Source organism: Lysobacter antibioticus HS124, assembly GCF_000336385.2.
Classification (GTDB): Bacteria; Pseudomonadota; Gammaproteobacteria; order Xanthomonadales; family Xanthomonadaceae; genus Lysobacter; species Lysobacter firmicutimachus.
The window spans coordinates 84,048-97,220 of record NZ_HG424509.1 but is presented as its reverse complement, the minus strand read 5'-3'; the positions used below and the strand labels follow the sequence as shown (position 1 = coordinate 97,220).

Here is a 13,173-nt window from a genome sequence, read left to right as displayed (position 1 = left end):
ATCGCCGCCTCCCGGGTTACTCTTTGCCGCCGCAGGCGCTTGCGGCGCCGGTTCGCGCCGTCGCCGGCCGCGGTTGGCGGACTTTGGCGCGGCGGTTGCGGCGGGCACCATCGGATTACGGGCATGGATCGAGGGGTGTGGCGCATCGGCGGAGCGGGGCTCGCGCTGTTGTGCCTGATTCTGGTGTGGTGCGGCCCCTTGCGGGCGCAGACCGCTTTGCCGCCGCCGGCCACCGAGCTGGCGGTCGCGCGTTGGACCGGCGCCGAGGAACCCGCGTTGTGGCAGGTCCTGTCCGGCGCGGCCGCGTCGGGTTTCGCCGAGGTCGAGGACGGCCGGCTGGTGCCGACCGCGCGCCGCGAAGTGGGCTGGTGGCGCCTGGTCGCCCTGCGCGACATCGCCCCGCACAACGCGCCGCAATTGGTGCTGACCCCGCCGCACCGCAAACGGGTGGAACTGTGGCGGCCGGGCGACAGCGAACCGCTGGCGCGCGCGATCTACGGCCACGATGCCGACTACAGCCATTCGACCCGGTTTCTGGTGTTTCCGTTGCCGCAGGGACTGCGCCGCGGCGATGCCCTGTACCTGCGGATGATCGCGGCCGACGTGGTGCCGGCGCAGGTCTCGATCCTGCCCGGCCAGGAGGTTTACCGGGGCGACATCGTGTACGTCGCGGTGCGCACCTTCGTGCTGACCGTGCTCGGCCTGATCGCCTTGCTGGCGTTCGGCCTGTGGATCGGCCTGCGCGAGCGCGGCTACGTGTTCCTGGGGCTGACCCTGGCCACGCAGATGCTGGCGATGGCGATCGAAGGCGGCGAAATGCGCGCCTGGCTGGAGCTGGGGCCGCTGGCCCTGGACCGGCGCATGGACATCATCCTCAACACCGCGGCGGTGGTCGCGTCGCTGCGTTTCTTCAGCCTGTTCCTGCGGCTGCGCGACCTGCAGCCGACCGCAGCGCGCCTGCTGGACGGTTGCTGCGTGCTGCTCGGCGGGCTGATCGCGGTGACGATCTTCAAGACCTGGCGCTACAGCGGCAGCTTCGGCAACCTGGTGCTGCTGGCCGCGATCGCGGTGGTGCTGTACGCGATCGGCGCCGCGGTATGGCGGCGCCAGCGCGAAGGCGTGTTCCTGCTGGTGGCCTGGAGCCCGTTGATCGTCAGCCTGGTGGCCCTGGTCGGCGCCTACCAGCGCTGGTGGCCGATGTACCGTTGGCTGGAGTTCGCCTATCCCTCCAGCCTGGCCTTCAGCGGCCTGGCCCTGCTGTTCGGCCTGACCTCGCGCCTGCGCCAGTTGCGCCACGATCGCGACCGCGCCCAGCACCGCGCTTCCTACGATGCGCTGACCGGCGTGCTGGCCCGCACCGCGCTGGAAGAGGCGTTGGCCGCGGCGGTCGGCCGCGCGCAGCGCAGCGGCGAGGCGCTGTCGGTGCTGTTTCTGGACATCGATCACTTCAAGCGCATCAACGACGAGCACGGCCACCGCGCCGGCGACGAAGCTTTGCGCATCGTCGCCCTGCGCGCGCGCAACCGGCTGCGCCCGGGCGATCTGTGCGGGCGCTACGGCGGCGACGAGATGGTCGCGGTGCTGATCGGCGCGCGCCTGGACGAGGCGCTGCGAGTGGCCGAGCACATGCGCCTGGCCCTGAACGATCATCCTTTGTCGATCGAGGGCCGCCTGATTCCGATCGCGCTGAGCCTGGGCGTGGCCGAACTGCGGCCGGGCGAGAGCGGCGAACAGCTGTTGCGCCGCGCCGATGCGGCCTTGTACGCGAGCAAGAGCGCCGGTCGCGACCGGGTCACCGCCGATCGCGCCGCTCTGGGCGCGGTACCGGCCGCCGGCGCGGCCTGAGGCGACGGGTTGGATGACAGGCGTCCCGGCGCGCGGCATAGTGCGCGCGCGGGCTGGGAGCGCCCGTACGACACCGGCCGGTGCCCGCATCGGCCGACGAACGCAGGCCGATCGCGACGCCGCCCGCGCGGCCGCTCGGCCATGGCCGCTACTACGACAAGGATCCCGAATGAATCGCGTCATTTCCCGCAAGCCCTCCGCCGCCTTCGTCGGCGCCTCCTGGGGCGCGTTGCTGCTCGGTGCGACGGCCTTCCTGATCGGCTTGTGGAACGCCGACATGCTGCTCAACGAGAAAGGCTATTACCTGACCCTGTTGCTGTACGGCCTGTTCGCCGCAGTCTCGGTGCAAAAGAGCGTGCGCGACAGGATGGAAGGCATTCCGGTCACCGGCCTGTATTACGGCCTGGCCTGGTTTTCGATGGTCGGCGCCTTGCTGCTGTTGTTCGTCGGCCTGTGGAACGCGCAGCTGATGCTCAGCGAGAAAGGCTTCTACGGCATGGCCTTCGCCTTGAGCCTGTTCGGCGCGATCGCAGTGCAGAAGAACACCCGCGATTCCGCCGGCCGCGATTACGAGGACTGAGCCGGGCCGGCCGGCACGGGCGCCGTCGGCGCCCGTGCCTGGCGTTCACTTCTTGCAGTCGTTGACCGAGTCGGCGTCGACCACCGCGAACGGCTGGAACGCCGGCAGGGCGCCGGCGAGCTCGTCCTGGGCGGCGCGCAGCGACGCCATCCGTTCGCACAGGCGCAGCGCCTGGCGTTCGACTTCCTTCGCGTCGGCTTCGACCTTGCGCTCGATCGACTCGGTGTCGCCCTGGGTCAGGCCGCTGATGACGTTGCCGACCGCCTTGCCGGCCAGCGCCGCGCCGGCCTTGCCGACGGCGATGCCGTCCTGGGTCATGCCCATGGCCTGGACGTAGTAGCGCCGGCTCGCATCCAGCTGCGCCGGCGCCAGCGCGACCGGGCGGCCGTCGATGCTGAGCGCGCCGTCGGGGCCGATCTCGGCGCGGGCGCCGCTCTTGCCGCGCACCTGGATGCGGTCGCCGGAGAGGCTGACCGGCGCGATCACGTGGACTTCGGGCGCGCGGTCCGAGCAGGCGCTGCCGGCGGCGGCGGCGAGCAAGGACAGGCACAGCGCGGACGCGAGCGGAAGTTTCATCGCCGAGATTCCTTGGGTATCGCCTTGATAGAGAGGGGACGCCGCAGCGGGCGTCAATCGTCTTTGGGGAGGTCGACGCGACCGGCCACGCCGGCGTGCTTCACGTCGCCGCTGCCGATCGAACGGACCCGCAGGTCGCCGCGCACGTCGCGCACTTCCAGGTCGCCGGAGCCGATCCGGTCCAGCGTCACCGAGCCGCCGACGCGTTCCAGGGCGACGTCGCCGGAACCGACCGAGCCGAGCTTGGCGTCGCCGCCGATGCCGCGCGCGAGCAGGTCGCCGGAGCCCAGCGAGATCACCTGCAGCGCGCCGATGTCTTCCAGATCGACGTCGCCGGAACCGACATCGGCCACCGTCAGGCCCCGCACGCGGCGTGCCTTGATGTCGCCGGAACCGACGTCGATGCTGAGCGCGGCGACCCGGTCGACATCGACGTCGCCGGAGCCGGTCTTGAGCTGGACCCGGGTGCTGTCCGGCACGGTGGCGTGCAACTGCATGTAGGCGTAGCGGTTGAACGCGAGGTTGAGTTGGGTCTCGTGTTCGGCGCGCACGATCAGCTTGTCGCCGGCGCGGCGTTGGCTCAGGCGCAGGCCGGCCAGATCGGCGGCGTCGGAGGCGCAGGCCCTGCCGCGGACTTCGGCGCGGGCGCCGGGCGAACCGACGATGTGCAGATCGTCGGAACCGCTCTCGAACACCACCGCCTTGACCCCGGCGAGGTCGAGCTTCAACTCGCGCGGTTGCGAATGATCGCAGCGCGGTTCGGCCTGGGCCGCCAGCGGCAGCAGGGCGAGGGCGAGCAGGCCGGGGAGCAGGCGAACGGTACGGGCGCGGGGGACGAAGGGGCGCATCGGAGGCTCCAGGGCGGGAAGGGAGTTCGATGGATGCGGCGTGGGCCGCGATGGTTGCGTTGCGGGCGGGGCCGGGTCGGCCGGATCGGGCCCCGCCGCGCCGGAGGCGGGCGGGGCCGCGGGGCTCAGCCCTCGTCGCGCCAGCGGCGCAGGCGGATCGCGCCGTACACCATGGCGGCGCCGAGGATCGCGCCGATCCACAGGTCGGCGGTGCCCAGGGCGTGCAGGCTGCTGCCCAGTTCGATCGAGCGGGCCAGCTCTTCCGGGCCGTGGATGGTCGAGTCGCGGACGTGCTCCATGCCCGGGCTCAGGTACCAGCTCGCCGGCACCATGCTCAGCAGACCGCGGAAGGCGACGGCGTACCAGATCTTGTCGTGCGGGATCTCGATGCCCGGCAGGATGTCGAGCCAGCTGACGAAGATGCAGGCCAGCAGCGGCGCGACCACCGCCCAGACGAAGGGCACGCTGCGCGCCCAGGCCGAGCACAGCATCAGCCAGCCGATGGTCGGCAGGGCCCACAGGGCGTACACCGGCAACGCGCACAACAGCTGGAAGATCAGCCGGAACGGATGCGCTTCGGTGAGCAGGGCGCTGGCGCCGGGCACGCCGTTGATCACCATCGCCAGCCACGAGATCAGCCACAGCATCGCGCCGACCACCAGCCCGATCGCCATCGTCAGCAACGGCGCCAGCACCAGGGCCCAGGCCAACTTGGACAGCACCGTCTGGGTGTCGGAGACCGGCAGCGACTTCCAGAACAGGATGCTGCGGTCCTTGCGCTCGTCGTAGATCGAGCCCAGTGCGTAGAAGAACACCACGAACACCAGCACGATGCTGACCATGCCGATGCCGCCGAGCAGGGCCACGTCGCCGGCGAAGCCGGCCTCGGAGCCGGCGCCTACGCCGATCTTGACGTTCTCCAGATCGACTTCGCCTTTGCTGACGGCGTTGCGCAGCATCACGGTGCTGGCGACCACGCCGAGCAGGGTGAACACGATCGCGATGGCGCCGACGATCGACGGCGCCCACAGGAAGCCGCCGCGGTGTTCCCAATACTCGCGCTTGAGCAGCATCTTGAAGGTCTGCAGGCGAGGCGTCGCGGCGACCGCGCGCGGCGCGGCGGGCGAGGGGGCGAGGATGTCGTCTGCGGCGTTCATGCGTAGGTTCCCTTCATGGTGGCGACGAACAGATCGGCCAGGCCCGGGGTGCGGGTTTCGCCCAGCCCGTCCAGCTGCGCGGCCGGGATGCCGTCGAACAGCATCACGGTCTTGCCGAACGGCAGCGCGCGTTCGTCGATCGGGCCGAGGTTGCGTGCGTGCACGGCCTGGTCCGGGTTGACCAGCACCTCGACGAACCGCTCGCCGAGCACTTCCATCTGGCTGTCGAGCACGACTTTACCGTCGCGGATGAACATCACGTCGGTGAGGATGTGTTCGATCTCCTCGACCTGATGGGTGGTGATCAGGATGGTCTTGTTCTCGTCGAAGTAGTCTTCCAGCAGGCGCTGGTAGAACTGCTTGCGGTAGAGGATGTCCAGGCCCAGGGTCGGCTCGTCCAGCACCAGCAGGCGGGCGTCGATCGCCATCACCAGCGCCAGGTGCAGCTGCACGATCATGCCCTTGGACATTTCGCGCACGCGCAGGTTGGGCTTGAGCTGGGTGCCGTGCAGGAAGCGCTCGCACTTGGCGCGGTCGAAGCGCGGATGCACGCCGGCGACGAAGTCGATCGCCTCGCGCACCCGCAGCCAGCGCGGCAGCACGGCGACGTCGGCGATGAAGCACACGTCGCGCATCAGGTCGTCGCGCTGGGTGCGCGGGTCGCGGCCGAGCACGGACAGGTCGCCGTCGAAGGCGATCAGGCCGAGGATGGCCTTGAGCGCGGTGGTCTTGCCGGCGCCGTTGGGGCCGATCAGGCCGACGATGCGGCCGGCCGGGATGTCGAAGGCGGCATCGTTCAGCGCCAGCTTGTTGCGGTAGCGCTTGCGCAGATTGCGCGCGGTGACGATGTGGCCCGGGTCGATGCGGATGGCGTCGGTCATGGCGTGCCCGCCTTCTGGTCGTTGCCTGCGCCGAGCAGTTCCTCGGTGCTCAGGCCCAGGCGCTGGATGCGCTCCAGGACCAGCGGCCATTCTTCTTTCAGGAAGCGTTCGCGCTCGTTGAGGAGCAGTTTCCTTGCGGCTTCTTCGGTCACGTACATGCCCAGGCCTCGGCGTTTTTCGACCAGCGCCTCGTCGGCCAATTCCTGATAGGCGCGCGAGACGGTGATGGGGTTGAGTTGGTATTCGGCGGCCACCTGCCGCACGGACGGCAGGGCATCGCCGGGCTTGAGCACGCCGTCGAGCATCATCGCGACGACGCGCTCCTTCAGCTGGCGATAGATCGGAGCGCCGTCGCTCCATTGGATTGCGGTCATGGTTCAGCCCCGCGGCAGGAAGGAGAAATAAGGCATGACGAGGTTCCGTCGGTTGCGGCGCGCGGCCTTCCCGGCCTTGCGTTTGCTTTCGGCGCTGGCCGGCTCCGCGGCCGCGGGGGGATCGATGGCCGAGGCGATCGCGGCCAGGTCGGCGACTTCGCCGGCCATGCCGGTGGCGAAGGCGGCCAGGGCGGCGCCGTCGGCGTCGCGTTCCAACTGTTCGGCGCGGGCGCCGATGCGGCCGGCGACGCGGGCCAGGTCGCCGCTGCGGGCGCGGGCGCGCTCGACATAGGCGGGGTCAAAGCGGACCCGGGTCTGGATCAGGCCCAGGTCGAGGTCGATCGGGCGGCTCTGGACGGCGTCGGCCAGATGCGGCGCGGACACGCTCGGGGCGGGCAGGGCGATCACCAGGCCCAGGACCAGGGCGCCGCCGGCGGCCATCAGGGCCGATATGGAGTTGTGGAGCTTGCGGTTCATTCGAACGTCCTGCTCGTTAGTGGGCCGGTGTTGTATGCAACTATAACACCTAAACACGTCGCGTCAATCGCCGCCGGCCCAACTAAAGTCATACTTGGCCGGCCGCCCGGTCCCGACCGGGCTTCCCCCTCGCGACGGAGCCTGTTCATGTCCCAGACCCCGCAGTTGCGCCCCGCGGCGCGCCCCCGTCCGGCCCGTCGGGCCGCCATCGCCGCGTTGTGCCTGGCCGTGCTGGCCGCCGGCTCGGCGATCGCGGCCGCCAGCGGCCTGCTCGATCGCAGCTTCCGGCCGTTGGCGGGCAAGACCCCGGTGAATCTGCAGGCGCAGTACGGCGGCCAGGTGCTGCTGGTGGTCAATACCGCCAGCAAATGCGGCTTCACCCCGCAATTCGAAGCGCTGGAAGGCCTGCAGGCGAAGTACAAGGGGCGCGGTTTCGCCGTGCTCGGCTTCCCCTCGGGCGACTTCCGGGCGCAGGAGTTCGATGACGAGAAGCAGATCCAGGCGTTCTGCACTCTGACCTACGGGGTCAAGTTCCCGATGTTCGAGAAGGTCCACGTGGTCGGCGAGCAGGCCACGCCGCTGTATCGCGACCTGGCCAAGGCCGCCGGCGGCGAGGCGCCGAAGTGGAATTTCCACAAGTATCTGATCGGCCGCGACGGCCGGCTGATCGCCAGCTACGGCAGCAAGACCGCGCCGGACGATCCGGCGCTGGTCGCGGCGATCGAGCGCGCCCTGGCGGCGCCGCGCCCGGGCGCGGCCAAGCGCTGAGCCCGGCCGGCGGATTTGCGCGCACGGTCGGGTTTCGGCCGCGCGCGGCCGGGACGGATGCGGAACTTCGCAGCTTGCGCGACGTCACACTGGAACATTGCCGCCATAGCGCCGGCCCGCGACAATGACGGGCTTGCGCCGGACTGCGGCGTATCGATACACCACCAGGACTGCAACCAGGAGCAGGACCCCGATGAAGGCTTTCGTGCGCGGCGCGGCCGTGTTGATCACCACTGCGACGCTGTTCGGCGGCGTCGCCTCTGCCCAGGAAAAGACCGTGCTCGCCAACGATCGCGAAAAAGTCAGTTACGCCATCGGCCTCGACGTGGCCAGTTCGCTCAAGCCGGTCGGTCCCGACCTCGACACCGCCGCGTTCGAGCGCGCGGTCAAGAACGTGTTCGACGGCGGAAAGCCGCTGATCGGCCAGGACGAAGCGCGCACCGTCGACCAGGCCCTGCGCGCGCGCATCGCCGCCCGCGACGGCAAGCCGGTGCAGGGCCAGGCGCCGGGCGCCAAGCCGCCGGAAGTGGCCAAGGACAAGGTCGGCCTGCTGATCGGCACCTACATGGTCGGCCCCTCGCTGCAGCAGATCAAAGGCGAGATCGAACTGCCGGTGCTGGTGCAGGCCCTGCGCACTTCGCTGGCCGGCGGCAAGCCGCTGCTGGCCGAGGGCGAGGCGCGCACCGTGCTGACCGGCTTCAGCGAGCGCCTGCAGGCCAAGATGAAGGCCGAGGCCGCGGTCGCCGGCGAAGCCAACCTGAAGAAGGGCAAGGAATTCCTGGAAGGCAACAAGAAGGTCAAGGGCGTGTTCGTGACCGGCTCGGGCCTGCAGTACATGGTGCTGCGCCAGGGCTCGGGCGAGCGTCCCAAGCCGACCGACAAGGTCAGCGTCAACTACAAGGGCACGCTGCTCGACGGCAGCACCTTCGACAGTTCCTACGATCGCGGCCAGCCGGCCGAATTCCCGGTCAACGGCGTGATCCAGGGCTGGCAGGAAGGCCTGGCGCTGATGCCGGTCGGCAGCAAGTTCAAGTTCTGGATCCCGGCCGAGCTGGCGTACGGCCCGTCGGGCGCGCCGCCGAAGATCGGCCCGAACGCGACCCTGGAATTCGAAGTCGAACTGCTCGATATCCTCTGACCGGTCGCCGCGCAGACTCGTTGCGTTCAGCTGCCGGCTGGCAGTTTGTGCCGCCGGGCCGGTTCCCATTCCGTTTTCGCTTTTCCGTATTCAGGAGTGCAGTTTGATGAAGCCTTTCATGCGTAACGCCGCCTTCGCCGTGGCCGTGGGTTCGATGGCGCTGTTCGCCGCCGGCTGCAACCAGGCCGGCAAGCCGGGCGACAAGCCGGCCGCCGACGCCAAGGCCGCGACCGAGGCCAAGGGCGCCGAGGTCAAGGCGATCGGCGGAATGAAGACCGAGAAGGAGCAGGACAGCTACCTGATCGGCATGGACATGGGCCGTTCGCTGGAACTGCTGAAGGACGACCTCGACCTGGCCGTGCTGCAGAAGGCCATGCAGGCCAACATCAAGGGCGAGAAGCCGCTGCTGAGCGAAGAGGAAGCGCGCCAGATCCGCGAGCGCCTGCAGAACAAGGTGCGCACCAAGCAGATGGAAAAGATGGTCGCGATGGCCAAGACCAACCAGGAAGAGGGCGACAAGTTCCTGGCCGCCAACGGCAAGAAGCCGGGCGTGGTGACCACCGCCTCGGGCCTGCAGTACCAGATCGTCAGCGAAGGCAAGGGCGCCAAGCCCAAGGCCAGCGATACCGTGCGCGTGCACTACAAGGGCGCGCTGCTCGACGGCAAGACCTTCGACAGCTCCTACGACCGCAACGAGCCGGCGGTGTTCCCGCTCGGCGCGGTGGTGCCGGGCTGGCAGGAAGGCATCGCGCTGATGCCGGTCGGCAGCAAGTTCAAGCTGTGGATCCCGAGCAAGCTCGGCTACGGCGAGCAGGGCACCCCGGGCGGCCCGATCGGCCCGAACGCGACCCTGGTGTTCGACGTCGAACTGCTGGACATCGTCAAGCCGAACGCGCAGGGCGCCGAATCGGCCGCGATGGGCACCCAGCCGCCGCAGCAGAAGTGAGCCTCGCGCGCGCCGCGTCCCCACGGACGCGGCGCGCCGCCCAGGCGCCGCGACACCCAGCACTGAGAGCAACGAATGCGCGTCACCATCTTCGGTACCGGCTATGTGGGTCTGGTCACCGGAACCTGCCTGGCCGACGTCGGCCACGACGTGGTCTGCGTCGACATCGACCAGGCCAAAGTCGAAGGCCTCAACCGCGGCGTGATTCCGATTTATGAGCCCGGCCTGGAGCCGATGGTCAAGGCCAACCACGCCGCCGGCCGCCTCCATTTCACCACCGACGCCGCCAGCGCGATCGGCCACGGCGACCTGATCTTCATCGCCGTCGGCACCCCGCCGGACGAAGACGGCAGCGCCGACCTCAAGTACGTGCTCGCGGTCGCCGCGACCGTCGGCCGCCACATCGAGCGCCCGGTGGTGGTGGTCAACAAGTCGACCGTGCCGGTCGGCACCGCCGACAAGGTCCAGGCCACCATCGCCGCGGAACTGCGCGCGCGCGGCCTGGAGATCGCCTTCGACGTCGCGTCCAATCCCGAATTCCTCAAGGAAGGCGATGCGGTCAACGACTGCATGCGCCCGGACCGCATCGTGGTGGGCTCGTCCAACCCGGCCGCGGTCGAGAAGCTCAAGCGCCTGTATGCGCCGTTCAACCGCAACCACGAGCGCATCGTGGTGATGGACGTGCGCTCGGCCGAGCTGACCAAGTACGCGGCCAACGCGATGCTGGCGACCAAGATCAGTTTCATGAACGAGATCGCCAACATCGCCGAGAAGGTCGGCGCCGACGTGGAGATGGTCCGCCAGGGCATCGGTTCGGACCCGCGCATCGGCTGGCACTTCATCTATCCCGGCGCCGGCTACGGCGGTTCCTGCTTCCCCAAGGACGTGCAGGCGCTGGCCCGCACCGCCCAGCAGCACGGCTACGGCGCACGCCTGCTGGACGCGGTCGAGGCGGTCAACGACAGCCAGAAGGGCCATCTGTTCGAACTGATCCAACGCCATTACGGCGGCGACGTGAAGGGCAAGACCTTCGCGGTCTGGGGCCTGGCGTTCAAACCCAACACCGACGACATGCGCGAGGCGTCCAGCCGCACCCTGCTGGCGCAGCTGTGGGCGGCCGGCGCGCGCGTGCGCGCCTACGATCCGGAAGCCAACGAAGAGGCCGAGCGCATCTTCGGCGAACGCGAGGATCTGGTGCTGTGCGATTCGGCCCGCGCCGCCCTGGCCGACGCCGACGCGCTGGTGGTGGTGACCGAGTGGAAGCAGTTCCGCAGCCCGGATTTCGTCCGCATCCGGCAAGCTCTGGCCGACGCGGTGATCTTCGACGGTCGCAACCTCTACCACCCCGACGAAGTCGAAGCCGCCGATCTGGCGTACTACGGCATCGGCCGCGGCCGTTCGATCCTGATCGACGCCGGCTGAGCCGCCGCGCCGCCTTTTTCACGTCCGAGCCGAACCGTGACCACCGAACTCGACCAGCGCCTGATCGACCTGGAAACGCGGCTCGCGTTCCAGGAGCACGCGCTCAACGAACTCAGCGACGCGCTGGCCGCGGCGCGCAGCGAAGAAGCCCGCAATTCGCTGCTGCTGCACCGCGCGCTCGACGAGATCAAGCAACTGCGGTCCGCCATGGCGGCCACGCCGCTGACCGGCGACGCCGCCGCCGAACCGCCCCCGCCGCATTACTGAGCGCTTTGCGCTCGCACCGAACCTCAAGTACCGAATCATGAGCGACAGTCTGCGCGACCAATTGCTGGGCCTGGGTTTCAAGCCCGCGCCCAAGCCCGAACGCCCCGAGCGCAAGCCGGACGAACGCCGCGGCGGCAAGCCCGGCGCACGCGCCGAGGCCAAGCCGGGCGCGCGCCCGGGCCCGCCGCGCCATGACGCGCGCAAGCCTGGCGGGCCCCGGCCCGACGGTGCCCGGGCCGAAGGCCGTCCGGCCGGCGGTCACAAGCCGGGCGGCGCCAAGCCCGGCCAGGGCCGTCCGGGACAAGGCCGCCCGGGCCAGGGCAAGCCGCGCACGCGCGAGGACATCGACCTGGCCAAGGCCTATGCGATCCGCGCCCAGCGCGAGAAGGAAGAGCGCATCGCCGCCGAACAGGCCAAGCAGGAAGAGGCGCGCCTGCGCCGCGAGGCGCGCGCCAAGCTCGCCGAGTTGCTCAAGGACCAGGCGCTCAACGCCGCCGACGCCGAGATCGCGCGCCACTTTCCGTACGGCGGCAAGATCAAGCGCATCTACGTCACCGAGGCCCAGCTCAAGCAGCTCAACGCCGGCGAACTCGGCGTGGTGCAGATGGAAGGCCGCTACCTGTTGGTGACCGCGGCGATGCTGGCCCAGGCCGAGGCGGTGTTCGCGCCGGCGGTGGCGCTGAAGGTCGATCCGAACGCGCCGGCCGAAGAAGACCCGTACGCCGATCCGCAGTACCAGGTGCCCGACGACTTGGTCTGGTGACCCTGTCGCGCGCCGGGCCTGGGCGTCCGGCGCGCGCTCCGCATCCATCGACAGCGGCCCCGGGCCGCTGTTTTCGTTGGCGCCGGCGAACGCGGACGGCCGCGCTCGCTGCGGCGCTTGATGCGGTGCAGCGGCGGACGTCGCGGCCGGGCGGAATCGGCGGGGTGGAATCGGCCGGGCGGAATCGGCGTGGCGGATGCCGCGCGCGAAGGGCGGCGGTGAGGGGGCGATGGCGAAGGGGCGGCCGAGGCATGCCCGCATGCACGAGCCCGGGCGATGGCGCCTGCGCGGGATGTCCGCCCTCAGCGCCGCTCGTGCGCGGCGAGGCGATCGATCATCGCCTCGATCGCCCGCGCCGTGTCCAGCGGCCGCTCCATCGGGAACAGGTGGCTGCCTTCCAGCCAGCGCCAGCGTTCGCCGACCAGGCGCCGGGTCGCGGCGTGGCCGGCATGGCGCAGCTCGCGCGAACGGGTGCCGGCGAGGAAGCCGACCGGTACCGGTACCTGCGCCACCCGGTCGCTGAGCGCGGTGGTCGGCAGGCTGCGATAGATCCGGTACTCGACCTCGCGCTCGAAGGCCAGTTCGCGCGACCCGTCGTCGACCGCGCGGGTGCCGTGCTCGACATAGGCGTCCAGCACGCGCCGGTCCCAGCGCGCGAACGCCGGCTTGGCGAGGAAGTGCGCGCGTACCGCATCCGGGTCGGGCCAGTGCCGGCGGCGTTGCAGGGTGGCGCGGGTCGGCATGACCAGATTGTCCAGGCCGGTGCGGCGGCCGATCTGCACCAGGCGCGCGCGCCAGCCGGCGATCAGCGGCGAATCCAGCATGACCACGCCGGCCACGCGTGCGCCCAGCGCGCTGCCGGCCAGGCGCAGCGAAGCCAGCAGGCTCAGATAGCCGCCCAGCGAATGCCCGACCAGCCAGATCCGACCGGCGTCGCCGGCCGCGGCGCCGATCCGCGCGCTCAGTTCTTCCACCAGGTGCGGCCAGTCGCGGGTGACAGGGTAGCGCGGGTCGTGGCCGATCCGCTCCGGGCGTTCGATCCGGAAGCGTCCCGCCAGCGATTCCAGCATCAGGTCGTAGACCGGGGCCGGAAAACCGTTGGCGTGGGAGAACAGCAGCAGATCGGTCATG

At 70.1% G+C, this 13,173-nt stretch carries 15 protein-coding genes; 8 read left to right on the top strand and 7 right to left on the bottom strand.

The genetic code is table 11. The annotated features are described in order from the left end of the window. Positions 1–123: 123 nt before the first annotated feature. Both TX83_RS12675 and yiaA read left to right on the top strand, forming a co-directional pair. On the top strand, positions 124–1,845 hold the full coding sequence (locus TX83_RS12675; RefSeq protein WP_079248206.1) for a GGDEF domain-containing protein: 1,722 nt from the start codon (positions 124–126) through the stop codon (positions 1,843–1,845). A gap of 169 nt (positions 1,846–2,014) precedes the next feature. Continuing rightward, the gene (gene yiaA / locus TX83_RS12670) at positions 2,015–2,425 is read left to right on the top strand and encodes an inner membrane protein YiaA (RefSeq protein WP_064748318.1); all 411 of its coding nucleotides are present in this window, start codon (positions 2,015–2,017) and stop codon (positions 2,423–2,425) included. Positions 2,426–2,470: 45 nt separating this feature from the next. On the opposite strand, the gene TX83_RS12665 is transcribed toward yiaA, so the two are convergent. The 6 genes from TX83_RS12665 to TX83_RS12640 all read right to left on the bottom strand — a co-directional run bounded on the left by TX83_RS12665 (position 2,471) and on the right by TX83_RS12640 (position 6,738). After that, entirely contained in the window at positions 2,471–3,001 is a 531-nt protein-coding gene (locus TX83_RS12665; protein ID WP_064748316.1) for a DUF2884 family protein, read from the bottom strand. A 53-nt stretch (positions 3,002–3,054) separates the two neighbouring features. Next, positions 3,055–3,849: a DUF4097 family beta strand repeat-containing protein gene (locus tag TX83_RS12660; RefSeq protein ID WP_064748315.1), complete on the bottom strand. Its 795-nt coding sequence runs from the start codon at positions 3,847–3,849 to the stop codon at positions 3,055–3,057. Between the two features lie 125 nt (positions 3,850–3,974). Continuing rightward, entirely contained in the window at positions 3,975–4,922 is a 948-nt protein-coding gene (locus TX83_RS12655) for a hypothetical protein (protein WP_064748320.1), read from the bottom strand. A gap of 80 nt (positions 4,923–5,002) precedes the next feature. Next, on the bottom strand, positions 5,003–5,887 hold the full coding sequence (locus tag TX83_RS12650; protein WP_064748313.1) for an ABC transporter ATP-binding protein: 885 nt from the start codon (positions 5,885–5,887) through the stop codon (positions 5,003–5,005). Beyond that, positions 5,884–6,261, bottom strand: coding sequence for a GntR family transcriptional regulator (locus TX83_RS12645; protein WP_064748312.1), 378 nt, complete (start codon positions 6,259–6,261; stop codon positions 5,884–5,886). Before TX83_RS12645 ends, TX83_RS12650 begins: the two co-directional genes overlap by 4 nt. A gap of 3 nt (positions 6,262–6,264) precedes the next feature. Continuing rightward, the gene (locus tag TX83_RS12640) at positions 6,265–6,738 is read right to left on the bottom strand and encodes a hypothetical protein (protein ID WP_064748311.1); all 474 of its coding nucleotides are present in this window, start codon (positions 6,736–6,738) and stop codon (positions 6,265–6,267) included. A gap of 147 nt (positions 6,739–6,885) precedes the next feature. Between TX83_RS12640 and TX83_RS12635 the strand changes: the two genes are divergently transcribed. The 6 genes from TX83_RS12635 (at position 6,886) to TX83_RS12610 (ending at position 12,042) form a co-directional block, all read left to right on the top strand. Beyond that, complete coding sequence (locus tag TX83_RS12635; protein ID WP_064748310.1) at positions 6,886–7,506, top strand: glutathione peroxidase; 621 nt, start codon at positions 6,886–6,888, stop codon at positions 7,504–7,506. A gap of 193 nt (positions 7,507–7,699) precedes the next feature. Beyond that, complete coding sequence (locus tag TX83_RS12630) at positions 7,700–8,644, top strand: FKBP-type peptidyl-prolyl cis-trans isomerase (protein WP_064748309.1); 945 nt, start codon at positions 7,700–7,702, stop codon at positions 8,642–8,644. A gap of 118 nt (positions 8,645–8,762) precedes the next feature. Further along, positions 8,763–9,590: an FKBP-type peptidyl-prolyl cis-trans isomerase gene (locus TX83_RS12625; RefSeq protein ID WP_222423762.1), complete on the top strand. Its 828-nt coding sequence runs from the start codon at positions 8,763–8,765 to the stop codon at positions 9,588–9,590. A 75-nt stretch (positions 9,591–9,665) separates the two neighbouring features. Continuing rightward, positions 9,666–11,012, top strand: a complete 1,347-nt coding sequence (locus TX83_RS12620) for a UDP-glucose dehydrogenase family protein (protein WP_064748307.1) — start codon at positions 9,666–9,668, stop codon at positions 11,010–11,012. Positions 11,013–11,048: 36 nt separating this feature from the next. Then, a complete protein-coding gene (locus tag TX83_RS12615) occupies positions 11,049–11,279 on the top strand; it encodes a SlyX family protein (protein WP_064748306.1) in 231 nt (76 codons plus the stop codon). Positions 11,280–11,316: 37 nt separating this feature from the next. Further along, entirely contained in the window at positions 11,317–12,042 is a 726-nt protein-coding gene (locus tag TX83_RS12610) for a DUF2058 domain-containing protein (protein ID WP_064748305.1), read from the top strand. Between the two features lie 302 nt (positions 12,043–12,344). On the opposite strand, the gene TX83_RS12605 is transcribed toward TX83_RS12610, so the two are convergent. Next, a complete protein-coding gene (locus tag TX83_RS12605; protein WP_064748304.1) occupies positions 12,345–13,172 on the bottom strand; it encodes an alpha/beta fold hydrolase in 828 nt (275 codons plus the stop codon). Position 13,173: the final 1 nt, after the last annotated feature.

Excerpts from the sequence above, each read along its gene's own strand:
- TX83_RS12640 (WP_064748311.1), bottom strand. The coding sequence starts at position 6,738 with ATGAACCGCAAGCTCCACAACTCCATATCGGCCCTGATGGCCGCCGGC.
- TX83_RS12650 (WP_064748313.1), bottom strand. The coding sequence starts at position 5,887 with ATGACCGACGCCATCCGCATCGACCCGGGCCACATCGTCACCGCGCGC.
- TX83_RS12645 (WP_064748312.1), bottom strand. The coding sequence starts at position 6,261 with ATGACCGCAATCCAATGGAGCGACGGCGCTCCGATCTATCGCCAGCTG.
- TX83_RS12605 (WP_064748304.1), bottom strand. The coding sequence starts at position 13,172 with ATGACCGATCTGCTGCTGTTCTCCCACGCCAACGGTTTTCCGGCCCCG.
- TX83_RS12610 (WP_064748305.1), top strand. The coding sequence starts at position 11,317 with ATGAGCGACAGTCTGCGCGACCAATTGCTGGGCCTGGGTTTCAAGCCC.
- TX83_RS12625 (WP_222423762.1), top strand. The coding sequence starts at position 8,763 with ATGCGTAACGCCGCCTTCGCCGTGGCCGTGGGTTCGATGGCGCTGTTC.
- TX83_RS12635 (WP_064748310.1), top strand. The coding sequence starts at position 6,886 with ATGTCCCAGACCCCGCAGTTGCGCCCCGCGGCGCGCCCCCGTCCGGCC.
- yiaA (WP_064748318.1), top strand. The coding sequence starts at position 2,015 with ATGAATCGCGTCATTTCCCGCAAGCCCTCCGCCGCCTTCGTCGGCGCC.
- TX83_RS12655 (WP_064748320.1), bottom strand. The coding sequence starts at position 4,922 with ATGCTGCTCAAGCGCGAGTATTGGGAACACCGCGGCGGCTTCCTGTGG.
- TX83_RS12660 (WP_064748315.1), bottom strand. The coding sequence starts at position 3,849 with ATGCGCCCCTTCGTCCCCCGCGCCCGTACCGTTCGCCTGCTCCCCGGC.
- TX83_RS12675 (WP_079248206.1), top strand. The coding sequence starts at position 124 with ATGGATCGAGGGGTGTGGCGCATCGGCGGAGCGGGGCTCGCGCTGTTG.
- TX83_RS12630 (WP_064748309.1), top strand. The coding sequence starts at position 7,700 with ATGAAGGCTTTCGTGCGCGGCGCGGCCGTGTTGATCACCACTGCGACG.
- TX83_RS12665 (WP_064748316.1), bottom strand. The coding sequence starts at position 3,001 with ATGAAACTTCCGCTCGCGTCCGCGCTGTGCCTGTCCTTGCTCGCCGCC.
- TX83_RS12620 (WP_064748307.1), top strand. The coding sequence starts at position 9,666 with ATGCGCGTCACCATCTTCGGTACCGGCTATGTGGGTCTGGTCACCGGA.